This is a genomic window from Bradyrhizobium sp. USDA 4472, assembly GCF_054058595.1.
The window spans coordinates 4,520,447-4,542,136 of sequence record NZ_JBSSAM010000001.1; the positions used below are offsets into that span (position 1 = coordinate 4,520,447).

General features: G+C 64.3%; 21 protein-coding genes. 16 read left to right on the top strand and 5 right to left on the bottom strand.

All coding sequences use genetic code 11. From position 1 onward, the window contains the following. Positions 1–47 precede the first annotated feature (47 nt). Complete coding sequence (locus tag ACVWZ4_RS20980; protein WP_456741082.1) at positions 48–668, bottom strand: hypothetical protein; 621 nt, start codon at positions 666–668, stop codon at positions 48–50. Between the two features lie 189 nt (positions 669–857). Between ACVWZ4_RS20980 and ACVWZ4_RS20985 the strand changes: the two genes are divergently transcribed. The 5 genes from ACVWZ4_RS20985 (at position 858) to ACVWZ4_RS21005 (ending at position 6,695) form a co-directional block, all read left to right on the top strand. Continuing rightward, positions 858–1,427 carry a TetR/AcrR family transcriptional regulator gene (locus ACVWZ4_RS20985; protein WP_456698957.1) on the top strand — a complete coding sequence of 190 codons (570 nt, stop codon included), beginning with the start codon at positions 858–860 and terminating at the stop codon, positions 1,425–1,427. A gap of 198 nt (positions 1,428–1,625) precedes the next feature. After that, the gene (locus ACVWZ4_RS20990; RefSeq protein ID WP_456742244.1) at positions 1,626–3,338 is read left to right on the top strand and encodes a sulfatase-like hydrolase/transferase; all 1,713 of its coding nucleotides are present in this window, start codon (positions 1,626–1,628) and stop codon (positions 3,336–3,338) included. 255 nt (positions 3,339–3,593) lie between these two features. Then, positions 3,594–4,760 (top strand): COG1470 family protein, encoded by a 1,167-nt coding sequence (locus ACVWZ4_RS20995; RefSeq protein WP_456698956.1) that lies wholly within the window; start codon positions 3,594–3,596, stop codon positions 4,758–4,760. Next, a complete protein-coding gene (locus ACVWZ4_RS21000) occupies positions 4,757–5,743 on the top strand; it encodes an ABC transporter ATP-binding protein (RefSeq protein WP_456741083.1) in 987 nt (328 codons plus the stop codon). The genes ACVWZ4_RS20995 and ACVWZ4_RS21000 overlap by 4 nt, the downstream gene beginning before the upstream one ends. Next, entirely contained in the window at positions 5,733–6,695 is a 963-nt protein-coding gene (locus ACVWZ4_RS21005; RefSeq protein ID WP_456698954.1) for an ABC transporter permease, read from the top strand. The genes ACVWZ4_RS21000 and ACVWZ4_RS21005 overlap by 11 nt, the downstream gene beginning before the upstream one ends. A gap of 86 nt (positions 6,696–6,781) precedes the next feature. Here ACVWZ4_RS21005 and ACVWZ4_RS21010 read toward each other — a convergent pair whose 3' ends face one another. Together ACVWZ4_RS21010 and ACVWZ4_RS21015 are read right to left on the bottom strand one after the other, a co-directional pair. Beyond that, complete coding sequence (locus ACVWZ4_RS21010; protein ID WP_456698953.1) at positions 6,782–8,341, bottom strand: ABC transporter permease/substrate-binding protein; 1,560 nt, start codon at positions 8,339–8,341, stop codon at positions 6,782–6,784. Next, the gene (locus ACVWZ4_RS21015; protein WP_456698952.1) at positions 8,338–9,120 is read right to left on the bottom strand and encodes an ATP-binding cassette domain-containing protein; all 783 of its coding nucleotides are present in this window, start codon (positions 9,118–9,120) and stop codon (positions 8,338–8,340) included. Before ACVWZ4_RS21015 ends, ACVWZ4_RS21010 begins: the two co-directional genes overlap by 4 nt. A 131-nt stretch (positions 9,121–9,251) precedes the next feature. Here ACVWZ4_RS21015 and ACVWZ4_RS21020 point away from each other — a divergent pair, with 131 nt between their 5' ends. Together ACVWZ4_RS21020 and ACVWZ4_RS21025 are read left to right on the top strand one after the other, a co-directional pair. Then, on the top strand, positions 9,252–10,070 hold the full coding sequence (locus tag ACVWZ4_RS21020; RefSeq protein WP_456741084.1) for an ABC transporter ATP-binding protein: 819 nt from the start codon (positions 9,252–9,254) through the stop codon (positions 10,068–10,070). Further along, positions 10,070–10,855: an ABC transporter permease gene (locus ACVWZ4_RS21025; protein WP_456741085.1), complete on the top strand. Its 786-nt coding sequence runs from the start codon at positions 10,070–10,072 to the stop codon at positions 10,853–10,855. Before ACVWZ4_RS21020 ends, ACVWZ4_RS21025 begins: the two co-directional genes overlap by 1 nt. Positions 10,856–10,899: 44 nt before the next feature. On the opposite strand, the gene ACVWZ4_RS21030 is transcribed toward ACVWZ4_RS21025, so the two are convergent. Beyond that, positions 10,900–11,349 (bottom strand): cupin domain-containing protein, encoded by a 450-nt coding sequence (locus ACVWZ4_RS21030; RefSeq protein WP_456698949.1) that lies wholly within the window; start codon positions 11,347–11,349, stop codon positions 10,900–10,902. Positions 11,350–11,486: 137 nt separating this feature from the next. On the opposite strand from ACVWZ4_RS21030, the gene ACVWZ4_RS21035 reads away from it, so the two are divergent. From ACVWZ4_RS21035 to ACVWZ4_RS21065, 7 genes are all read left to right on the top strand, one after another. Then, complete coding sequence (locus tag ACVWZ4_RS21035) at positions 11,487–12,512, top strand: ABC transporter substrate-binding protein (protein WP_456698948.1); 1,026 nt, start codon at positions 11,487–11,489, stop codon at positions 12,510–12,512. Positions 12,513–12,540: 28 nt separating this feature from the next. Further along, positions 12,541–13,245, top strand: a complete 705-nt coding sequence (locus tag ACVWZ4_RS21040) for an NUDIX hydrolase (protein WP_456741086.1) — start codon at positions 12,541–12,543, stop codon at positions 13,243–13,245. A 91-nt stretch (positions 13,246–13,336) separates the two neighbouring features. Further along, positions 13,337–14,107, top strand: a complete 771-nt coding sequence (locus ACVWZ4_RS21045; protein WP_456741087.1) for an ABC transporter ATP-binding protein — start codon at positions 13,337–13,339, stop codon at positions 14,105–14,107. Then, entirely contained in the window at positions 14,107–14,811 is a 705-nt protein-coding gene (locus tag ACVWZ4_RS21050) for an ABC transporter ATP-binding protein (protein ID WP_456742245.1), read from the top strand. Before ACVWZ4_RS21045 ends, ACVWZ4_RS21050 begins: the two co-directional genes overlap by 1 nt. A gap of 7 nt (positions 14,812–14,818) precedes the next feature. After that, positions 14,819–15,700: a branched-chain amino acid ABC transporter permease gene (locus ACVWZ4_RS21055; protein WP_456698944.1), complete on the top strand. Its 882-nt coding sequence runs from the start codon at positions 14,819–14,821 to the stop codon at positions 15,698–15,700. Next, positions 15,697–16,710 (top strand): branched-chain amino acid ABC transporter permease, encoded by a 1,014-nt coding sequence (locus ACVWZ4_RS21060; RefSeq protein ID WP_456698943.1) that lies wholly within the window; start codon positions 15,697–15,699, stop codon positions 16,708–16,710. The genes ACVWZ4_RS21055 and ACVWZ4_RS21060 overlap by 4 nt, the downstream gene beginning before the upstream one ends. After that, positions 16,670–17,629 (top strand): polyphosphate kinase 2 family protein, encoded by a 960-nt coding sequence (locus tag ACVWZ4_RS21065; RefSeq protein ID WP_456741088.1) that lies wholly within the window; start codon positions 16,670–16,672, stop codon positions 17,627–17,629. Before ACVWZ4_RS21060 ends, ACVWZ4_RS21065 begins: the two co-directional genes overlap by 41 nt. Positions 17,630–17,677: 48 nt before the next feature. Here ACVWZ4_RS21065 and ACVWZ4_RS21070 read toward each other — a convergent pair whose 3' ends face one another. Then, positions 17,678–18,562, bottom strand: a complete 885-nt coding sequence (locus tag ACVWZ4_RS21070; RefSeq protein ID WP_456741089.1) for an MBL fold metallo-hydrolase — start codon at positions 18,560–18,562, stop codon at positions 17,678–17,680. 543 nt (positions 18,563–19,105) lie between these two features. Between ACVWZ4_RS21070 and ACVWZ4_RS21075 the strand changes: the two genes are divergently transcribed. Next, positions 19,106–21,439 carry a mechanosensitive ion channel domain-containing protein gene (locus ACVWZ4_RS21075; RefSeq protein ID WP_456763339.1) on the top strand — a complete coding sequence of 778 codons (2,334 nt, stop codon included), beginning with the start codon at positions 19,106–19,108 and terminating at the stop codon, positions 21,437–21,439. A 41-nt stretch (positions 21,440–21,480) separates the two neighbouring features. Further along, positions 21,481–21,645, top strand: a complete 165-nt coding sequence (locus ACVWZ4_RS21080; protein ID WP_456742323.1) for a hypothetical protein — start codon at positions 21,481–21,483, stop codon at positions 21,643–21,645. The last annotated feature ends 45 nt before the right edge of the window (positions 21,646–21,690 follow it).

The following is a 21,690-nucleotide window of genomic DNA, read 5'->3' on the forward strand; positions in this document are numbered from 1 at the left end:
CATTTTCGCCAAGCGGCTCGGCCTGTTGCCGCAGGGCTGATCGACGTTCAACCCGCTTCGGCCGTCCGTCCGCGTGGGTGGGCGGCCATTGCGATCATCCGCAACGTCATCACCGCGAGCAGCGGAATGAGGAACGCCGCGTAAGCGGGCATCGCCGGCACGCGCTTGCCGAACGACACCATGAACTGGAACCAGAGATAGTAACCGCCCACGAGGTGCAGCGTGCGCCAGGTGCGCGGTCCGATCATCGCGGCGGTGCGGTCGAACGAAGTCATGCTCATCGCGAGGATCGCAGCATAGCCGATTCCGCCAAAGACGTAGGAAGCCGGTGAGGTCGCCGCCACAAAACCCGCCGGATCCATCTTCGCGAATACGACGATGGCGACGGCATGAATGGCGTGGGAGGCTGCAAAGCTCAAGCCGAGATAGCGGCGGTTGCGGCGCTGCCAGCGCGTCCAGGCGTTGGGCCAGAGCCTCGCCAGCGCCGAGGCACTGAAGGCGAGGCAAAAGAGCAGCAGCGAGCTCCGGGCCGTGAAGCGGATCACCATGCGAACGCCGTCGACCTCGAACCGACGCATCGAGGCAATCCAGACGCTTAAGGCGATCAAGGTCAGCGCGAGCGCGGCGAGCACCCGCCAGCCTTCGAACCAGCTTTGACGTCGGGACATGGTCGTCTCCTTCAGCATGTAATCGGTGATTACATTCCCGGACAAGCCCCCGTCAATGATGTAATCGCTGCTTATACTCACGTTCGGGTGATGCTAGAAGGCGTTATGCCCGCCCGTCAGACCCCAAAACCCCGCGCCCGCCACCGGGCGTCCGAAGCTCGGCCCTATCATCACGGCGACCTCCGCCGTGTGCTGATCGATGCTGCGTTGCAACTGGCGGCCGAAGGCGCCGAGGTGTCGGTGCGCGAGGCCGCGCGTCGGGCCGCGGTGTCGCCCGGTGCACCGTTCCGGCACTTTCCCAATCGCGATGCCTTGATGGCTGCGGTGGCCGAGGAGGCGCAGCGGCGCTTTCGCGCCGAGATCGAGGCCACGCTGGCTGATGCTCGCCCCGCCGGCCCGCTGGCGCGTTTCCGCGCCTTTGGCCTCGCCTATGTGCGATGGGCCATGCGCAACCCGGCGCATTTCGAGATCATCTCCACCGGCCGATATTTTGCCCATGGCAGCTCGGCCGAGCTGACCCGGGACAATGCCGAGCTCGTCGTGCTGACCGAGCGGATGCTGGCTGAGGCGGCCGCGCAGGGCCTGCTGCGATCGACCGACCTCAAGCGCATCCTGATCGCCGGTCGCGCCCTGATCTATGGGTTCGCCCGCATGAATCTCGACGGCCATTTTCCGCGCTGGGGCGTGGGGGAGGGCGAGATCGAGCGGATGGCGGAAGGGGTGATCGACCTGTTCATTGCCGGGATCGCGAAGTCCTAGAGGGCAGCCGGGCGCGGCTCTTCGCCGCCCGCTAACACTAAGCGAAGGTCGGATGCTGGATCGCGTTGCCTGCCCGTGCCCGTTCCATTACAGTTTTATGACACGGTGCAGCCGGCTGCGCCGGACGTCCGGGCCGTATTGAGACCGGCCAGGCGGCTCTGCATCACCGCGCCGGACTTAAAGTTCAGCGTGCCGTCGATGGCGTCCGCGCCCAATCCAGGTCCTTCCGCCACCACTGCCGTCCTGGCGAGCGTTGCCGCGCTCGGCCTCTGGCGGCTGCTTGCGGTGGCTGCGCCGCATTTCGCTGCGCTCGCGCTGATGTACGAGACCGAGACCGATTTCGGCTCGCGTCTCTCCTTCCTGCTTGCCTGGGGCATCCTCAACTTCTCCTGGATCACGCTGTTGCGCCGGCCGGCGCCGTCGGGCGCGCTGTCGCTGACCATGGTCGTGGTGCTGGTGCTGCTGTCGCGGCTCAAGCACGACGTCGTCCAGATGACGGTGAACTTCATCGATCTGATGATGATCGACCGCGACACGGTCGCGTTCCTGTTCACGATTTTCCCGAACCTGCGCTGGTCGGTGATCGGTGCCGGCTTCGTCACGCTGCCGCTGATGTATGCGCTGTGGTGGCTCGATCCGTTCCGTATACGCCGCCTGCCGGCGCTCGCATCCATGCTCGCCTGCCTCGCCGGACTGGTATTCTATTCCGTCTATCATCCCGATGAAGCCTGGCGCGGCTATTACGACGACGGCTATCTCTCGAAGTTCTTCCGCTCGGGCGTCACCGCGGTTTCCGATTTCGTTCAGTACGGCTTTATGGAGTCGGCTGCGTCGACCGACGAGCGGCTCAACATTCCTCTGGTCGACGCCTGCCATCCGGCCGGTCGCCGGCCCAACATCATCATGATCCATGATGAATCGAGTTTCGACATCCGCGCCGCTGATGGCATCAAGGCGCCGCCGGGTTACGGCAGCCATTTCAAATCCTGGGACGGCAAGGCGCGCACCTTCCTGGCCGAGAGCAATGGCGGCCCGAGCTGGTTCACCGAATACAACGTGCTCGCCGGCCTCTCCTCGCGTTCGTTCGGCCGCTTCGCCTATTTCGTCACCCGCATTGCGTCCGGCCGCGTCGAGCGCGGCCTGCCGCTCAGCCTACGCCGCTGCGGCTACGAGACCATGTCGCTCTATCCTGCCTATGGTGGCTTCATGGGCGCGCGCAGCTTTCAGATGACAACCGGCGTCGAGCGTGTCTTCGACGCAAAGGATCTCGGTGCCAAGGACGTCGAGCCCGACAGCTTCTTCTACGACAAGGCGCTGCGGCTGATGGGCGAGCGGACGCCGAACAAGCCGCTGTTCGCCTTCGTCTATCTTGGCGCCAATCATTTTCCATGGGAGACGCGCTTCCGCCCCGATCTGCTGCCGGGTTGGCGGGCACCGGGCAACGAGCCGTCCATCGACGAATATCTGCGCCGTCAGGCCATGAGCGCCGAGCAATACAAGGCCTTCCTCGCGGGCCTGAAGAAAACGTTTCCCGGCGAGCCCTTCCTGATCGTTCGCTATGGCGATCACCAGCCCGAGTTCGCGCCCGGCATCCTCGAGCCCGGGCTCGACGAAGGCGCGATCGGCAAGATGCTCGACGCTTACGATCCACGCCTCTACGCGACCTATTACGCGATCGACGCCATCAATTTCGAGCCGGTGAAAAGCGACACCGTGATGGAGACGATCGACGGTGCTTATCTGCCGCTGGTCATCCAGGAAGCCGCTGGCATCCCGCTCGACCCGTCCTTCGCCGAGCAGAAACGGATCATGCTCCGCTGCAAAGGCATCTTCTACGGCTGCAAGGACGGGGCCGAGGCGCGCCGGCTGAACCGGCTGCTGATCGATGCCGGGATGATCCACGGGCTCTAGCATCCGCCTTCGCGTCGTCCAGGAGCGACGACAACATATCGCATTACGATGTATTAATCTTCTGACGCGGGATCGTGTTTTAAAACTAAAGTCTGAGCTGAAAAGGCTTGAGATCACCGACTTGTAATTGGTGCGGTGCCTCGCGTCCCAAACTTTGTCACGATTGCGCCCATCATCCGAAACGCCGCCGCCACGATCTTTTCAGTCGGCGTGTTGCAATCTCTGGGTCACCCTTTCCTTGCAGGAGTATCGTCCATGCGAGCGCTTGACGTCGCGCGTCTTGCATTTGCCCTCATGCTGTTCAGCCCGGTCGCCCATGCGGCCGAACCGACGCATGACATCAAGGGCCTCTATCTCATGACCGACTATCCGGCGGTCACCGTGCGTCCCGGCACCACCAGCAACATCTCCCTGCGTCTGCAAAACTACGATCTGTCGCCGCAGCGCTACCAGCTTTCGGTCGCGAACGTGCCAAGCGGCTGGACTGCAACGCTGCTTGGCGGTGGCCAGCCCGTCGGCGCAGCGATGCCGGCGCCGGACGGCAGCGTCGCGCTCCAGCTCAGGCTCGATGTTCCTGCCGGCAGCGATCTTAGCACGCATACGCTCACGGTGAAGGCCGAGGGACAGGGCAGCAGCGCAGAGCTTCCCATCGCCGTGTCGCTCGCCAAGGAACTGCCGGCGAAGCTCACCGTGAAGGCGAACCTGCCGTCCCTGCGTGGCAGCCCCAAATCCAATTTCGACTACACGCTCTCGATCAAGAACGACTCGGGCCGAAATCTCGTCGCCAGCTTCGCCGCCGAAGCGCCGGCCAATTTCGAGACCTCGTTCACGGAAGCCTATGGCACGCAGGAGCTGTCCTCGATCCCGATCGACGCCGGCCAGTCCAAGGACGTCAAGCTGAAGGTGCGTCCGCCAACCACGCTGGATGCCGGCCATTTTCCGGTGAAGGTCACCGTCAAGGCGGAGGATGCTTCCGCCTCGACCGAGCTCGCGCTCGACGTCGTCGGCGAGCCGCAGCTGCAGATATCCGGCCGCGACGGCCTCTTGAGCGCACGCGCCGTTGCGGGCAAGCAAAGCTCGATCCCGGTCGTCGTGACCAACACCGGTACGGCACCGGCCGAGAACATCGCGCTGGCGGGCACTGCGCCGAACGGATGGAAGGTGACGTTCGAGCCGGCCACGATCGAGCGTCTCGTGCCCGGGAAAGACAGTGAGGTGCAGGCGCTGGTTACGCCCAGCGACAAGTCGCTGGCCGGTGACTACCAGACCACCATCCGCGCCACCACGCGTGGCGAAAGCGCCTCGAGCCAGTTCCGCATCACCGTCGCCACGTCGACGGTGTGGGGCGTGGCCGGCGCCGGCGTCATCGGCGTCGCGCTGTTGTTGATGCTTGGTGCAGTTGCGAGGTTCGGACGGCGATGAGCGAGCTACAAACCGAACCCGACAGCCGGCCCCACGACCCCGTCATCAGGGCACGTGGCCTCATCAGGCGTTATGGAAAATCGGTCGCCGTCGATTCCATCGACTTCGGCATCGCCCGCGGTGAGGTGTTCGGCCTGCTCGGCCCGAACGGCGCCGGCAAGACCACCACCATCCTGATGATGCTGGGCCTCACCGAGATATCGTCGGGCGAGGTCAGCGTGCTCGGCTTCAATCCGGCGCGCGAGCCGCTGAAGGTCAAGCAGCGGGTCGGCTATCTGCCCGATGCCGTCGGCTTCTACGATCAGCTTACCGCTGTCGAAAACCTGGCCTACACGGCAAAGCTCATGGGCCTTGCCCGCGCCGAGCGGGCAGCGCGGATTGAGGCCGCGCTTGCCCGCGTTGGTCTGGCCGAGGTCGCCGAGAAACGCGTGGCAACGTACTCGCGCGGCATGCGGCAGCGGCTGGGGCTGGCCGAGATCATCATGAAGCGCGCCGAGATCGCAATCCTCGACGAGCCGACGTCCGGGCTTGATCCGCAAGCGACGCAGGAATTCCTCGGATTGATCGGCGAGCTGAAAGCCGAGGGCGTCACCGTGCTGCTGTCATCTCACATGCTCGACCAGGTCCAGCGCGTCTGTGACCGCGTTGCGCTATTCCGGAACGGCCGCATCGTGCTGATGGGGACGGTGCCGGAACTCGCCGTCAAGGTGCTCGGAGCCGGTTTCGTCGTGGAAGTCGAGGCCGAGGGACCGGGCATCGCCCGGCGGCTGGCGATGATCCCGGGCGTGACCCAGGTAGAGACCCTTGCTGCCGACCGTTACCGCATGACGGCCGAGCGTGACGTGCGTCCGGATGCGGCCCGCGCCGTGGTTGCGGGCGACGGGGCGTTGCGACGATTGTCGGTCGACGAACCGAGCCTCGAAACGATCTACGCACGCTATTTCCAGGACCAGTCCGCGGGAGACGTTCGTCATGCGGCGTGAAGGATCACCGTTTCGGGGATTGTCGACGGTCTTCATCAAGGAGCTCTCCGATCACGTCGCCAGCAGCCGAATGCTGGTGCTGGAACTGCTGATCCTCTCCACGGCGCTCGCCGCGCTCTACGAAGCGATCAGCAGCCTCCGGCAGAACACGGCCGAAGATCCGTTCCTCCTGCTGCGATTGTTCACGATCGACCAGGCGCCCTTGCCGTCCTTTGTCGCGATCCTCGGCTTTCTCATTCCATTGATGGCGATCGGGCTCGGTTTTGACGCCGTCAATAGCGAGCACAACAGGCGAACGATGTCGCGTATCTTGGCACAGCCGATCTATCGCGACGCGCTGCTGACGGGTAAATTCCTGGCCGCACTCGCCACGATCGGGATCAGTCTGGCCGCCTTGTGGCTGCTGGTGATCGGGCTCGGACTGATCTTCCTCGGCGTGCCGCCGGGAGGCGAGGAGATCGCGCGGTCTGCGGTGTTCCTGATCGTGGCGATCTTCTACGCCGGCGTATGGTTGTCGCTGGCGATGCTGCTGTCCACCGTGTTCCGGTCGGCTGCCACTGCGGCGCTGGTCGCGCTGGGCATCTGGCTGTTCCTGACGGTGCTCTGGCCGATGTTGGCCCCAGCCCTGGCGCAAGCGATCGCGCCGGTCGATCCGCGCTACGCGCTGCTCGGCCTGAACGATCCGGCCACCGCGGTCTGGATGCAGGAGCTGCTCCGGCTGTCGCCGAACGACCTGTTCGGGGAAGCGATGCTGGCTGTGCTGTCGCCGACGACCCGCACGCTGGGGCCGGTATTCCTCGATCAGCTCCGTGGGGCCGTGATGGGCGCGCCGCTGCCCTTCGGCGAGAGCATCATGATTGCATGGCCGCAGACCGTAGGCCTCATAGCCGGCACCATCATTTTGTTCGCGTTCAGCTATGTGCTGTTCCAGCGGCAGGAGGTGAGGGCGTGAATTGATCATGCTTTGCCCGTCTCATCCTCCAGAGATGGGCAGGAGGGGGTGGCTGGAGTCCCCTGCGGCCACCCCCTCAATCCGATCTACGGTCGGCCGACCTTCTCCCACAGCCACTTCGCCACCGCATCGGGGGACGAGTTCGCGTCGTTGCCGCTGGCGCGCAAATTGGCCTCGCGCATGGTGGTGATGTCGATCTTGCCGAGCAGCGGGCTCAGCGCCGCCTTGAGCCGCTCGTCGCCGGCGCGCTTCGGTGCCAGCAGCAGGATGGCGTCATAGGGCGGGATCGCCTGCTTGGGATCATCGAGCGCCACCAGATCGTATTTCGCGATCAGGCCGTCGCTGGTGTAGCCGGCGATCACGTCGACCTCGCCGCTGGCGGCCGCCGCATACATGAAGTCCGGCTGCATCTGGCGCTGTGCGCTGAACTGAAGACCGTAGGCCTTCTGTAGCGCCGCCCATTCGGGCCGCGAGAAGAACTCGTAGTCGCCGGCGATCGACATCGTCGAGGTGTGCGCGGCGAGGTCGGCAATGGTATGGATGCCGAGCGCGTCGGCGCGCTTTTTCGGCATCACCAACGCGTAGGCATTCTCGAAACCGAGCTCGCCGAGCAGCGTGATGTTGTCTTTCGCGAGCGCCGTCTTCAGATCTGCGACCAGCTCCGCGCGCGGCTTGATGTCGGTGCGGTGCAGCTGGTTGGCCCAGAGCGTGCCGGAATAGTCGACATAGAGATCGATATCGCCGGCCTTCAGTGCCCCGAAGATCACGCTGGAGCCGAGCCCCGATCGCGCGGTGGCGGAAAGACCCGCCGCCTGGAGGCGGTCCCTGAGCAGGGCCGAGAGCACATATTGCTCGGCAAAGGTTTTTGCGCCGACGACATAGCCGGACGATGAACGTCCCATCGCCGGCACCAGCGTCGCCGCAACCAGCGCTGCGATCCCTGCAGCGCCAAATATCGTGCGCAGACGACGCCGCTGGCGCAGACCACTCTCGATCAGGCCGAGCAGCTGATCGACGGCGAGCGCGAGCAGAGCCGAGGCCAAACAGCCGAACAGCACGAATACCCAGTTCTGAGTCTGAAGCCCTGCAAAAATGTAATTGCCGAGGCTGGTCTGTCCGATCGGCGTCGACAACGTCGCGGTGCCGATCACCCACACGGCAGCGGTGCGGATTCCGGCCATCATCACCGGCAGCGCCAGCGGCAGCTCGACCATCAGGAGCGACTGCCGCGCCGTCATGCCGACACCCTTGGCGGCCTCGATCAGCGCGGGGTCGATGCCGTTGAGCCCGGTGATGCCGTTGCGCAGCACCGGCAGCATCGAATAGAGGGCCAGAGCCAGCATCGCCGGCAGGAAGCCGAACGCGGAGAACGAGACACCAAGCCAGGCAAGCGTCACCGAGGCGGCCGCCAGCAGCAGCGGATAGAACAGCGCGAGCAGCGCCAGTCCCGGCACGGTCTGCACGATGCTGGCGAGCGCCAGCAGAATGGCGCGCGGCGCCGGGCGGTTGCGTGTGACGATTGCGAGCGGCAGGCTGACGATCAGGCCGAGCGCAAGTGCGGCGAGACTCACCCGCACATGATTGCCGAGATAGTCGGGCAAATGCGACAGCGCCTCGCCCCAGCGCGGATCGGTGAAAAGGCTCATGCCGCACCGCCTTGCGGCAGCAGTGCATTCAGCCGTTCCACCTGGCGCCGCGGCGTGCGCAGCAGCTCCAGCACATAGGCATCGCTGCTGTCGGACAGTTCAGCGGGCGTGCCCTGCGCCAGCAGCTTGCCGCCGCGCATCACCGCAATGCGATCCGCGAGCAGGATCGCTTCCGTCATGTCGTGCGTGATCATCACTGTGGTCAGGCCGAGCTTGCGATGCAGTTCACGAAAATCCTCGCCAAGTGCATCGCGCGTCAGGGGATCGAGCGCGCCGAACGGTTCGTCCATCAGCACGATGCGCGGCCTGGCTGCCAGCGCCCGCGCCACGCCGACGCGCTGGCGCTGCCCGCCGGAAAGCGCTTCCGGAAGCCGGTCACGATGGGCGGCGCGCTCGAGTTGTACGAGCTCGATCAGTTCGTCGACCCGGGCCGCGATCTCGGCTGCGGGCGCGCCGAGCAGCTTTGGGGTGATCCCGATATTGTCCGCGACGCTCAAATGCGGAAACAGCCCGCCGCTCTGAAAGACGTAGCCGATCCGGCGCCGCAGCGCGACCGGATCGATGTTCCGGACGTCCTCGCCCTCGACGGTGATGGAGCCGCCATCGGCCTCGATCAGCCGGTTGGCGAGACGCAGCAGCGTCGTCTTGCCCGAGCCCGACCGCCCGACGATGGCCAGAAACTCGCCCTCGGCGATGTCGAGCGACAAAGCGTCGACGGCCCTGAGGGGCCCGAAGCTCTTGGTGACGCGCGTGTAGCCAATCATCGGTCTGGACGGCATCCGACGTGCACTCAGCTCGCTTGCCCTCCGGGGAGGGTGGTGGTCGAGACCCATGCGTAGCACGCTTGGCGCCTTGATTGAACTTGGCCGCGCGAGCGGCTAAGGCATCGAGCCAAGTTTGGAGGAAACACATGACAACGCCCATGGCGGTGGCGCTGGAAGATGCCAAGGTCGCGTTCCGGCTGGGGGACGGGCGGGTCTACACCGCGGTGGAGAAGGCCCATCTGACGGTCGCGCAGGGCGAGTTCGTCGCCATCGTCGGTCCGACCGGCTGCGGAAAATCCACGCTGCTCAACGTCGCAGCCGGCCTGCTCAAGCCGGCTGCGGGCAGTGCCACGATCTTCGACCGGCCGCTCGCTGGGCTGAACCGGGACGCCGGCTATCTGTTCCAGGCCGACGCGCTGTTCCCCTGGAAGACCGCGCTCGACAATGTCGCGATCGGGCTCGAGATCAGGGGAACGCCGCGCGCAGAGGCGCTGCCCCAGGCACAGAAATGGCTGACGTCCGTGGGCCTGGGCGCCTTTGCGGGCCGCTATCCGCATATGCTCTCCGGCGGTCAGCGCAAGCGCGTGGCCCTGGCACAGGTCCTGATCCGCGACCCCAAGATCCTGCTGATGGACGAGCCGTTCGGGCCGCTCGATGCGCAGACGCGCCAGGTGATGGGCAATCTGCTGCTCGACCTCTGGAATGCCGACCGCAAGGCGGTGCTGTTCGTGACCCATGATCTCGAAGAGGCTATCGCGCTCGCCGATCGGGTCGTGATCATGTCGGCCGGCCCGTCCTCGCGCATCATCGGCGACTGGCGCGTCATGCTGCCGCGCCCGCGCGACATCTTCGAGGTGCGGATGGACAAGGAATTCCATGCGCTGCATCGCGAGATCTGGAGCGTGCTCAAGGACGAGGTAATGAAGGGCTACGCGCAATCTGCCCAAGCGACGGAGGCGATCTGATGTCGCGCGTCACGCTGCTTGCACTGCAAGTCCTGGTCGCGGTCGTCTGCATCGCGCTGTGGCAGTTCTTTTCGAGCGTCCCGGTCTTTGGAAGGGTCCTGCTGCCGCCGTTCTTCTTCTCCAATCCGGTCGATGTGTTCAGCCAGATCGCGAAGTGGTTCGCGACCGGAGTGATCTGGAAGCATCTGGCAATCACGCTGTGGGAATCCATCCTCGCCTTCGTGATCGGCTCGGTTGGCGGCGTGCTGATCGGCTTCTGGTTTGCGCGACAGCCGCTCGTTGCCGCCGTGTTCGATCCCTACGTGAAGATGGCCAACGCGCTTCCGCGCGTCGTGCTGGCACCGATCTTTGCGCTGTGGCTCGGGCTCGGCATCTGGTCCAAGGTCGCGCTCGGCGTGACGCTGGTGTTCTTCATCGTATTCTTCAACGTCTATCAGGGCGTCAAGGAGGTCAGCCGCACGGTGCTCGACAATGGCCGCATGCTCGGCATGAGCGAGGGGCAGCTGATGCGGCATGTCTATTGGCCGTCGGCGCTGTCATGGATGTTCTCCTCGCTGCATACCTCGGTCGGCTTCGCCGTGGTCGGCGCCGTCGTCGGCGAGTATCTGGGATCAGCCGCAGGCCTCGGCTATCTCATCCAGCAGGCCGAGGGCGTGTTCGACGTTGCCGGCGTATTCGCCGGCATGTTCGTGCTGTCGGCTTTCGTCATCCTGATCGATATTGGAGTGACGTTGGTGGAGCGGAGGCTGCTGGTGTGGCGGCCGACCGTGGATGGGCGGGGCTAGCGGCAAAAAAAGGCCCGCATTGGCGCGAGCCACGTCGCGACCCCTCAATCCAGCAGCTTGACGTCGTCGGGCGCCTGGGGCGGCGTCTTGATCGCTATCGCCTTGACCTGGCCGCTGATCGGCTTGGTGCCGCCATGCGCAGTGCCCTTCGGAATGATGACGAGGTCGCCCGGCTTCACCGTCACTTCCTTGTCGCCGAGCCAGATCGTCCCGGTGCCGTCGAGGATGTACTGGATCTCGTTGGTGTTGGGATGCAGGTGCTTCGGCACGTTGCCGACCTGGATCGAGACGGTGGCGCCGTCGGCGGTCATGAAGGTCTTGGAGCGATAGCCGACCTGGTTGGCGGGACCGAGCGCATCGCCTTCCATCTCGCCGGTATGGATGATCTGCGCGGTGATGCTTTCCGCGGCGAGCGCCGGCCGCAGCAAATGCGTTGCGCCGCATCCGGCGACGAAGGCGGCAGTGATCGACAGCCCGGCAGTCAAGCGATTCATGGACTATTCTCCCCGTCAGAGATTGTTGTTGCGGGCGCATGCTATTGCGCCAAAAGGCTGATGGCCAGTGCACTTAGCGGTCCTTCTCAAGCCAGTCCCGCTGCTCTATGGTGCCGCCAGCCGAACGGAGGAAACCAATGAAGAACACGATTGCCAGGCTCGCCGGCGCGCTGCTCGCGCTGACGCTCACCACCTCTTTTGCCGCAGCGCAAAGCAAGGTGACCATCGCGGTCGGTGGCGGCGCCTGCCTCTGCTATCTGCCGACGGTGCTGGCCAAGCAACTCGGCGAATACGAGAAGGCCGGTCTCAATGTCGATCTGGTCGATCTCAAGGGCGGCTCGGACGCGCTCAAGGCCGTGCTCGGCGGCAGCGCCGATGTGGTTTCCGGCTATTTCGACCATTGCGTGAACCTCGCCGCGAAGAAGCAGGAGTTGCAGGCCTTCGTGGTCTATGACCGCTATCCCGGGCTCGTGCTGGTGGTCGCGCCCTCGCACACGGGCGACATCAAGTCGGTCAAGGACCTCGCCGGCAAGAAAGTCGGCGTCAGCGCACCCGGCTCCTCCACCGACTTCTTCCTGAAATATCTCCTGAAGAAGAACGGGCTTGATCCCGCGGGCACTGCCGTGATCGGCGTTGGCCTCGGCGCCACCGCGGTGGCTGCGATGGAGCAGGGGCAGATCGACGCTGCGGTGATGCTCGATCCCTCCGTCACGGTGCTCCAGGGCAGCCACAAGGATCTGCGCATTCTCAGCGATACCCGTACGCAAAAGGACACGCTCGAGACGTTCGGCGGCGAATATCCCGGCGGTGCGCTGTACTCGACCGCGGCGTGGATTGCGGGGCATGACAAGGAAACGCAGGCGCTGACCAATGCGATGCTGGCCACGATTGCCTGGATCCACGCACATTCGGCCGAAGAGATCATGGCCAAGATGCCGGAGGAGATGGTCGGCAAGAACAAGGACCTCTATCTCGCGGCGCTGAAGAACACGATCCCGATGTTCTCCGAGACCGGCAAGATGGATCCGAAGGGCGCCGACGCCGTGCTCGCGGTGTTCAGCGTTGGTTCGCCCGAGGTGGCCAATGCCAAGATCGACGTGAGCAAGACCTTTACCAACAAGTTCGTCGACCAGGCCAAGAAGACCACGGGCAGTGCCAAATAGCTGACGCGATCTCGCGGTAAGCAGCGTCATGACCTCATCGACCATTCATCGTGTCACGACGCTTGATCTTGCCGTACGTCCTGTCGTCTGGCCGTTTGCCGAGCAGCGGCGCGCCGAGATCGAAGCGCATTTCGCCGAGCAGCGGCGCGAGCGGCCGAAACTCTGGAATGGCCGAGTCCTGCTCGGCCGCGATCCCGTCTTCGCCGACGGTCATCTCGCCGCGACCTATTTCGAGACTGACTTCGCGAGCTTCCTTGCCTGGCGCGATTGGGGCTTCCCCGATACGGCTGTCTTCAACGGGTTCGGCATGGGGGCGCTGCGCACGTCCGACGGCGCCTTCGTGATGGGCGAGATGGCTCGCCATACCGCCAATCCCGGGCGCATTTACTTTGCGTCGGGGACGCCCGATCTCGACGACGTCACGGACGGCAGGCTCGACATTCCCGGCAGCGTCGTCCGCGAGATCGAGGAGGAGACCGGCCTCGGCCCCGCCGATTATTCGGCGGAGCCGGACTGGCACTGCGTCGTCACCGGCAGAGCACTTGCAATGATACGGATCCTCAACCTGGATATGCCGGCTGAGGCGGTTCGCGCGCGGATCGAGGCCAATCTGGCCCGGCAGGACGAGCCGGAGCTCTCGGCCATCCATCTCGTGCGCGGGATGGATGACCTGATGCCGACCATGCCCCGATTTGTCACGGCTTTCATCGCGCAGCAGTTCGCCCCGCGCTGAAGCGCGAGGCTTGACATCGCGCGGTCCAGCCCATGTGATGGGCGAAAAGCAAAACAAAAAACTGCAGGGAGCGAGCTAGCGGAGCGCGGCGGTGCTGGAGGTCAGCGGGCTGGTGAAGCGGTTTGGCGGCTTCATCGCCGTCAACAACGTGTCGTTCAAGGTCGATCGGGGTGAGATCCTGGGCCTGATCGGCCCCAACGGCTCGGGCAAGAGCACGATCTTCAACATGCTTTCGGGCACGCTGGCGCCAAGCTCAGGCTCGATCCGGTTCGACGGGTCGGAGATCGCGGGGCTGGCACCGCACCGGATCATCAACCGCGGCATCGGCCGCACCTTCCAGATTCCGCGGCCGTTTCGCCGCCTCTCCATGTTCGAGAACGTCGCGCTCGCCGGATTTTACGGCCAGGGCCGGCATAGCCGCGTCAAGGCCGAGGAAGGGGCCGAGCGCGCGCTCGCGCTGGTGGGATTGCCGAGCGATCGTCATGCCAGCGTGGACGGCCTGGGCGCAGCCGGATTGAAGAAGCTCGAACTTGCGAAAGCGCTCGCGACCGGGCCGAAACTGTTGCTTGCGGACGAGAGCCTCGGCGGTCTCGACGAGGCCGAGATGGGGCAAGCGGCCGACATGCTGCGTAACATCCGCGACGAGCTCGGCATCACCATCATCTGGGTCGAGCACATCATGGGCGTGCTGATGCGGGTCGTCGACCGCGTCATGGTGCTCGACCACGGCGAGAAGATCTCGGAAGGCCTGCCGAGCGCGGTCGCGGGCGATCCGCGCGTCATCGAGGTCTATCTCGGCGCCGATGCCGAGACGACGCAGGCCGCAGCCGCCGAAGCGCGCCGTCGCGCGGGAGGCCAATGATGCTGGAGCTTCGCGGCGTCAGCGCCGGCTATGGCAGCTTCCAGGCGTTGTTCGACGTCGATCTCGACGTGAAGGCCGGCGAGGCCGTGGGCGTCATCGGCCCGAACGGCGCCGGCAAGACCACCTTGATGCGCGTTGTCTCCGGCTTGATCCGGCCCTCGCGCGGACTGATCGCCATGGAGGATGTCGATGTTCTGGCGACGCCGCCGCACAAGATCGTCAGTCTCGGCATCGCGCATGTGCCCGAGAACCGGCGCCTGTTTCCGCAGCTCTCGGTCGATGACAATCTGAAGATGGGCGCCTTCATGAAGCAGGCTCGCGCCCATTATGCCGAGCGGCTCGAGGTCGTGTTCGACCTGTTTCCACGCCTGAAGGAGCGCCGCCAGCAGATGGCCGGCACCATGTCTGGCGGCGAGCAGCAGATGTGCGCGATCGGCCGTGCGCTGATGTCGAACCCAAGGCTCCTGCTGCTCGACGAGCCCTCGGCGGGGCTGGCACCGGTCGTGGTGCAGCAGGTGTTCGAGCTCGTGAAGCGAATCCGCGCCAGCGGGCTGACGGTGCTGATCGTCGAGCAGAACGTGCAGCAGGTGCTGCGCGTGGTCGACCGGGCCTATCTGATCGAGGCCGGCACGATCCGCGCCTCTGGCACCTCGGCCGAGATGCTGGCGAGCAGCACGGTCAAGGAAGCGTATCTCGGGGTATGAGGCAGTTATGCAGGCGTTCCTGGACATTTTCGACATCTACCTGCTCGAGGCGGTCATCAACGGCATCCTGCTCGGGGGCGTACTGGCGCTGCTCGCACTCGGGCTGAACCTGATTTTCGGCGTCATCGACGTGACCTGGATCTGCTACGCCGAACTCGTGATGATCGGCATGTACGCAATGTATTTCCTGGTCCAGTACTACGGCATCAGCTATTTCATCGCCGCGCCGCTGACCATCCTGCTGGTCGCGATCCTCGGCGCATTGCTGCACTACCTCGTGATCGCGCCGCTGCTCACCGCGCCGCCGATCAACCAGCTGCTCGCAACCGGCGGTGTGCTGTTCGTGCTGCAAAGCTTTGCCACCATTGCCTTCGGTATCGACTTCCGCAATCTCGGCATCCGCCTGCCGGTGCTTGCTTTCGGCGACATGAATTTCAGCTACGCACGCCTTCTGTCGTTCCTGGCGGCGCTGGTCGGCATGGTCGCGGTCTATCTGTTCATGACGCGCACCTTCACCGGCACCGCGATCCGCGCCATTTCGCAGGACCGGCAGATCATGGCGCTGATGGGCGTCGACACCAGGCGCATCTATCTCATCACCTCCGCGATCGGCGGCGGGCTGGCCGGGCTCGCGGCCTGTCTGCTGGTGCTGCAATATGACGTGCACCCCTTCGTCGGCCTGTCATTTGGGCCGATCACCTTCCTGATCTGCGTGCTCGGAGGCTTGGGCAATTTCATCGGCGGCTTCATCGCCGCCTTCGTATTCGCCGAGATCATCTCGCTCGGCGGCCTGTTTTCGGATCTGGAATGGGGCTACGTGCTCGCCTTCGCCTTCTTCATCGTGATGATGTTCATCCGGCCCGCGGGCCTGCTCGCGAGGCGACGATGACGGGCCGGCTTGTCGCGTGGGGGACAGGACTGATCGCTCTAGTCGCGCTGCCTTTCGTCTACCGCGATCCCTACCACCTGCACATTCTGGTGCTGATCCTGATCTGGTCGTTCGCCTATACGTCGTGGTCGATGATGGGACGGTTCGGTCTGGTCTCGCTTGGCCATGGCGGCTTCATGGGAATCGGCGCCTATGTCACCGCGCTGTCGTGGAATCATCTGGGCTGGTCGCCCTGGATCGGAATTCCCCTCAGCATGATCGCGGCCGGCGTGCTGGCGCTCATCATCGGCTATCCCTGTTTCCGCTTCCGCATCACGGGGCACTATTTCGTGCTGGTGACGCTCGCGCTGTCAGGCATCGTGCTCCAGGTCATCACTGCGACGCGCGACTATACCGGCGGCTCGCTCGGCTACACGCCGAACCGCGCCTCCGGCAACAAGCTCCTGGCGCTGCAATTCGACGACAAGACCAGCTGGTATCTGGTCGCGCTTGCGGTGTGGTTCAGCGGCATCATCGTCTGGCATGTGATCGACCGCAGCATGAGCCGCTATGCGCTCGAGGCGATCTCGGAGGACGAGGATGCCGCGGCGGCCGCCGGTGTCAATGTCAGCGCGGAGAAACTCAAGATCACGCTGATCAGCGCTGTCATGACGGCGCTGGCGGGGGCCGTCTATTGCCAGTACCAGATGTTCATCACGCCCGACACCGTCTCCGGCATCGCGGTGTCGCTCCAGATGGTGTTCGCGGCGATCGTCGGCGGCTTGTTCGTCTCGCTCGGTCCGACGGTCGGAGCGGTCATCACCATCCTGCTCGCGGAAACCTTGCGCATCGGCTTCGGCACCAAGGCGGTGGGCTGGGACAACCTCGTCTATGGCGTGGTGCTGGTGCTTTTCATCATATTCCTTCCGAAGGGCATCCTTGGTAGCGTGCTTGACCGATTGAAGCCGCAACGCAAGGTGCCCCGCGCTCATGAGCAAAAAGCCGTCCAAATCGCTCGCCCAGGAACTTGATCGCTACATCACGCCATTCCGGCATGACGGGTCTGGCAAGTTCCACCTCAAGGACTACAAGACCGACGAGAAGGGCGATCTGGACAAGGAGCAGGGGCAGGAGATTCTGGATGCCAACAAGAAGCGGCTGATCGCGTTTCAGGAGAAGCTCTATGCCCAGGACCGCTGGTCGGTGCTGATCGTGCTCCAGGCCATGGACGCAGGCGGCAAGGATTCCGCCATCAAGGCGATCTTCGAGGGCATCAATCCACAGGGTTGCGAGGTTACCGCTTTCAAGCAGCCGAGCAAGAATGAGCTCGACCACGATTTCCTCTGGCGTCACGTCGTGGCGCTGCCCGAGCGCGGTCATATCGGCATCTTCAACCGCTCGCACTACGAGGAATGCCTGGTGACGCGCGTTCACCCGGAGATCCTCGCCAATGAGAAGCTGCCCTCGAAGCTCGTGACCAAGAACATCTGGAAGGAGCGGTTCGAGGACATCTCCGCCTGGGAGCGCTACCTGGCGCGCAATGGCACCCTGGTGCTGAAATTCTTCCTCAATCTCTCCAAGGACGAACAGCGCGAGCGCTTCCTCGACCGGCTGGAGGAGCCGGCCAAGCAATGGAAATTCTCGATGGACGACATCAAGGAGCGCGCCCTATGGCCGCGCTACCAGGCCGTCTATCAGGATATCGTGCGCCACACGGCGACGCCCCATGCGCCCTGGTATGTCGTCCCCGCCGACCACAAATGGTTCGCCCGCGTCGTGATCGGCTCGGTCATCGTGGCGGAGCTGGAAGGGCTCGACCTGCGCTTTCCCCGCGCCGACAAGGCTTCGCGGGCGGAGTTCGACAACGTGCGCAAGGCGCTGGAGCAGGAGGAGAAGGGGGCCAAGAAGCGGACGAAACGAAAACTGCGAAAACAACCTCATGCACAGTAGGGCACGGCGCTAACGCGCGCCTTTGCCCACGCCGCGAGTTCGACGCGATCAATACCCCCGGCCCCACCAATAGCAGAAGCGCTCGACATTGGCGGGCAGGCTCGCCTCGTAGTTCGCCCACTTCTCGTATTTCGGCAGCTTCACCTCCTTCATCGCGGTGTCGATGCATTTGCCGGCATCGGCCGCTTTCTTCACCTCGGCTGAGAGATCCTCCATGTAGGCGATGTCGTCCTCGACATCCTTCTTGGTGCCGAGCCGGCCGCCGGCATTGGGATGGCCGGGGATCATGCGCTCCCAGTCGAGCGACGCCAATTTCTTCAGCGAGGCGATGTATTCCAGCGGCGAGGCATTGTCGGGAATGTTGCGGAACTGGACGGATTCGATCGGCGCGAAGTCGACCACGAAGACGAGTTTCTCCTTCGGCAGCCGCATCACCAGCGAATTGTCGGAATGGTTGCGGCCGACATAGTCGAGCTCCAGCGTGGTGCCGCCGAGCGTGAGGGTCTTCTTATCGTCGACCACCTGGTCAGGCATCACGATGTCTGCCAGCAGCGCGTTCTGCTTCTTGAGCTCGAGCAGCCGCTCTCTGGTGCGGCGATGCGCGATGAAGGTTGCGCCAAGGTCCTTGAACGGCTGGCCGCCGGCAATGTGATCGTAATGGTGGTGGCTGTAGATGACGTATTTGATCGGCTTGTCGGTGACGGCCTTGATCGCATCGATATAGGGCTTTGCCGGACGCAAATAGGAGATCGGATCGGTTGCGATCACGCCCTTTGGTGTCACCACGAACATCGACTGATGACCGCCGTAGCGGAAGATGTAGACGTTGTCGGTGCCGTCGACTTTCGTTGTGGAAGTCTGCGGCGCGGTCTGCGCGAACGCGTAGCCGCTGACGAGGGCTGCGAGCAAGGCGATGCAAGATAATGATTTCATCTGCGGCTTTCCGAAAAGGGATGGGCAATGCGGCGGATATGTCTCTCACACAAACGCTGCGAAGAGGGATTTATTCCGCTCCCTTCGCTCGACCGCTCCGATCGCGGAACAGGCCCGCAAATGTGATCCTGACCGCCCCCAATCCCGCTTGACAGTTTTATGTCACGGGAGGAGCATGTCGGCGGTCGCAAGCAAGCGACGCGTAAAGTCCACACCATGAGCAAGGGGAGGTCTATGACGCCACCTCCGCAAATCCAGCCGCGTTAAGTGCGATGGAGCTCGTTCGGACTATCGCATAGCGGCGTAAACCGCGAACGGCACGCCGGGTACAGGTTTAGTGGGCTGCATCAGTAAGGCAAAGCCCCTACCTGCCCGGCGCTGTGCGTTTCAAGCTTCCTGCAATGCAGCAAATGCCAAGACATTGTCGTCTCCTTGACCTACTTCCGACACACGACGGAGGCGAATAGCGCCGTTCCGACATGACGCAGTGCTTCGCGCGGTCACGATTCCGCCGGCGCGTTTCATTCACTTTGGGGAATCCGCGTGTCGCAGAAGCTTGCCTCGGCGCTTTTCGTCGCCTTCTTTCTCTCCATCACATCGCTGTCTCCAAGCCGCGCAGAGCCGCCTGCTCCGGTCGCCAGCGGCGCGCCTGCGCTGTCGCCCGACGAGGCCAGGCGGGCGCTGGACACGCTCCAGGACGACAAGAAGCGCGCGCAAATGATCGATACGCTGCGCGCGATCGCCAATGCATCGGGCCAGCAGCAGGCAGCGGCGCCGGAGTCGAAATCACCGATCCCGCTGTCGGCCGACGGTCTCGGCGCGCAGCTTCTGCTCACGGTGTCCGAAGAGATCGGCGAGATCTCGCGCGATGTCGCCGATATGGCGCGGACGCTCACGCATTTCTGGGCTTTCTATTACTGGATTGTGCGGACTGCCAATGATCCTGATGCCTATAATCTCCTGATCGAAATCGCCTGGAAGCTGGCGCTGGTGTTCAGTGGCGCGCTTGCGGCCGAATGGGTCGGTGTCCGCCTGATCCGGCGTCCGGTCGCCTTCCTCGAAGCGCGCGTGCCGCAGACCGCGCGCCTGCCGGCGCAGGCGCTGCCCATTGCCGATCCGCCGTCGTCGGTCGCAGATGTCACTCCGGCGCCCGATCTGCACAGGCGCCGGCACAGTCTCGCGCGTGTCTGGCAGGTGTTGCTGCGGCTGCCCTTCGTGGTGGGACGATTGGTGCTCGAATTGCTCCCGGTGGTCGTTTTCGTGAGCCTTGCGACCGCACTGCTCGGAACGGAGATCGGCGAGCCCGCCACCGTGCGCCTTGTGATCCTCGCCGTCGTCAACGCCTACGCGTTTTCGCGCGGGCTCATCTGTCTCGTCCGCGCGCTGGCTGGGCCGTTCGGTCTGTTTCCGGCGCGCGCCGAAACCGCGGCCTATATCGAGATCTGGGCGCGCCGCATCGTCGGCGTCGCGGTATCGGGCATCGCCTTTGCCAATGTGGCGCTGCTGCTCGGCCTGCATCGCGCCGGCTACGCCGCGCTCATCCGCATGGTGATGCTGGTCGTTCATCTGTTCATCGTGGTCATCATCCTGCAATGCCGCCGCCAGGTCGCCGACGCCATCCGTGCGCCGGCGGACCGGCAGGGGATCGCGGCGCGGCTGCGCAATCGCATCGCCGGCGGCTGGCATTATCTCGCCATTGCGCTCGACCTGGCGCTGTGGGCGGTCTGGGCGCTGAACATCCGCAATGGCTATTCGCTGCTGCTGCAATATTTCGTCGGCACCGTCGCGGTGGTGCTGATCACGCGAGTCGCCACCGTGGTGACGCTGAGCCTGATCGACCGCGGCTTTCGCATCCAGCCTGAGATACTCCAGCGGTTTCCGGGGCTGGAGATCCGCGCCAACCGCTATCTGCCGCTGTTGCGCAAGATCGTCTCCGGCGTGATCGCCTTCATCGGCTTGGTTGCCGTGCTCGAAGTCTGGGGCGTCGATGCCATCGTCTGGTTCTATGGCGGCCAGATCGGTAGCCGGCTGATTTCGGCGGTGGCGACGATCGGCATCGCCGTCGCCATCGCGGCGGCGATCTGGGAGGCCAGCAATGCGCTGCTGGACCGGCAGATCAATACGCTGTCGCGCGATGGACATTATGCTCGTGCGGCGCGTCTGCGCACCTTCCAGCCGATGTTGCGCACGGCGCTGTTGTGCCTGATCGCCACCGTCGTCGGCCTGACGGCGCTGAGCGAAATCGGCGTCAATGTCGCGCCGCTGCTCGCAGGCGCCGGCATCGTCGGCATTGCCATCGGTTTCGGCTCGCAGAAGCTGGTGCAGGATCTCATCACCGGCCTGTTCCTGCTGCTGGAGAACACGGTCCAGGTCGGCGACACCGTCAGCGTGTCGGGGCTATCGGGGGTGGTCGAGAACGTTTCGATCCGTACCATTCGCTTGCGCGCCGGCGATGGCGCCGTGCACATCGTGCCGTTCAGCGCGGTGACGACCATCACCAACGCCAGCCGTGGCGCCGGCAATGCCTCGGTCAGCGTCAATGTCGCCTACAAGGAGGACACCGATCGCGCCGGCCAGATCCTCAAGGACATCGTCGAGGAGATGCGCCGCGAGCCGGACTTCCGCCCGCTGATCCGCGGCGATCTCGAGCTCTGGGGCATCGACAAGGTCGACGGCGCGATGGTGTCGATCGTCGGACAGATCCGCTGCACCGAGGCCGGGCGCTGGCCCGTCCAGCGCGAGTTCAACCGCCGCATGAAGCAGCGTTTCCAGCAGAACGGCATCGAGGTGGCTTCGGCCACCCAGACCATTCTGATGCACGTCGGGTCGCCCGCCGAAATGGCCACGAACCTGACGCCGCGGCGGGCCGCGGGATAGTTTCCGGCTTGCCTTCGCGCTTTCGCGGCGGCGGCCCCGCCATGATCGATCTCGTGGCAGACCAGATCGACATCACGTTCGACGAGGCTTCGAACTCGCTCGCGGTAACCTTTGCGTCGTGCGCAACCGGGATTATCAGCGAAAATCTCGCTGCGGTGCGAGATCACAATCGATGCAAGGCTCGGACGGTCCTTGATCTCGCTTGAGCACTGGCCGACAATGATCCCCCTTCAATAAGAAACTCCCTGGGG

Excerpts from the sequence above, each read along its gene's own strand:
- ACVWZ4_RS20980 (WP_456741082.1), bottom strand. The coding sequence starts at position 668 with ATGTCCCGACGTCAAAGCTGGTTCGAAGGCTGGCGGGTGCTCGCCGCG.
- ACVWZ4_RS20990 (WP_456742244.1), top strand. The coding sequence starts at position 1,626 with ATGGCGTCCGCGCCCAATCCAGGTCCTTCCGCCACCACTGCCGTCCTG.
- ACVWZ4_RS20995 (WP_456698956.1), top strand. The coding sequence starts at position 3,594 with ATGCGAGCGCTTGACGTCGCGCGTCTTGCATTTGCCCTCATGCTGTTC.
- ACVWZ4_RS21000 (WP_456741083.1), top strand. The coding sequence starts at position 4,757 with ATGAGCGAGCTACAAACCGAACCCGACAGCCGGCCCCACGACCCCGTC.
- ACVWZ4_RS21005 (WP_456698954.1), top strand. The coding sequence starts at position 5,733 with ATGCGGCGTGAAGGATCACCGTTTCGGGGATTGTCGACGGTCTTCATC.
- ACVWZ4_RS21010 (WP_456698953.1), bottom strand. The coding sequence starts at position 8,341 with ATGAGCCTTTTCACCGATCCGCGCTGGGGCGAGGCGCTGTCGCATTTG.
- ACVWZ4_RS21015 (WP_456698952.1), bottom strand. The coding sequence starts at position 9,120 with ATGCCGTCCAGACCGATGATTGGCTACACGCGCGTCACCAAGAGCTTC.
- ACVWZ4_RS21020 (WP_456741084.1), top strand. The coding sequence starts at position 9,252 with ATGACAACGCCCATGGCGGTGGCGCTGGAAGATGCCAAGGTCGCGTTC.
- ACVWZ4_RS21025 (WP_456741085.1), top strand. The coding sequence starts at position 10,070 with ATGTCGCGCGTCACGCTGCTTGCACTGCAAGTCCTGGTCGCGGTCGTC.
- ACVWZ4_RS21030 (WP_456698949.1), bottom strand. The coding sequence starts at position 11,349 with ATGAATCGCTTGACTGCCGGGCTGTCGATCACTGCCGCCTTCGTCGCC.
- ACVWZ4_RS21035 (WP_456698948.1), top strand. The coding sequence starts at position 11,487 with ATGAAGAACACGATTGCCAGGCTCGCCGGCGCGCTGCTCGCGCTGACG.
- ACVWZ4_RS21040 (WP_456741086.1), top strand. The coding sequence starts at position 12,541 with ATGACCTCATCGACCATTCATCGTGTCACGACGCTTGATCTTGCCGTA.
- ACVWZ4_RS21050 (WP_456742245.1), top strand. The coding sequence starts at position 14,107 with ATGCTGGAGCTTCGCGGCGTCAGCGCCGGCTATGGCAGCTTCCAGGCG.
- ACVWZ4_RS21055 (WP_456698944.1), top strand. The coding sequence starts at position 14,819 with ATGCAGGCGTTCCTGGACATTTTCGACATCTACCTGCTCGAGGCGGTC.
- ACVWZ4_RS21060 (WP_456698943.1), top strand. The coding sequence starts at position 15,697 with ATGACGGGCCGGCTTGTCGCGTGGGGGACAGGACTGATCGCTCTAGTC.
- ACVWZ4_RS21065 (WP_456741088.1), top strand. The coding sequence starts at position 16,670 with ATGAGCAAAAAGCCGTCCAAATCGCTCGCCCAGGAACTTGATCGCTAC.
- ACVWZ4_RS21070 (WP_456741089.1), bottom strand. The coding sequence starts at position 18,562 with ATGAAATCATTATCTTGCATCGCCTTGCTCGCAGCCCTCGTCAGCGGC.
- ACVWZ4_RS21080 (WP_456742323.1), top strand. The coding sequence starts at position 21,481 with ATGATCGATCTCGTGGCAGACCAGATCGACATCACGTTCGACGAGGCT.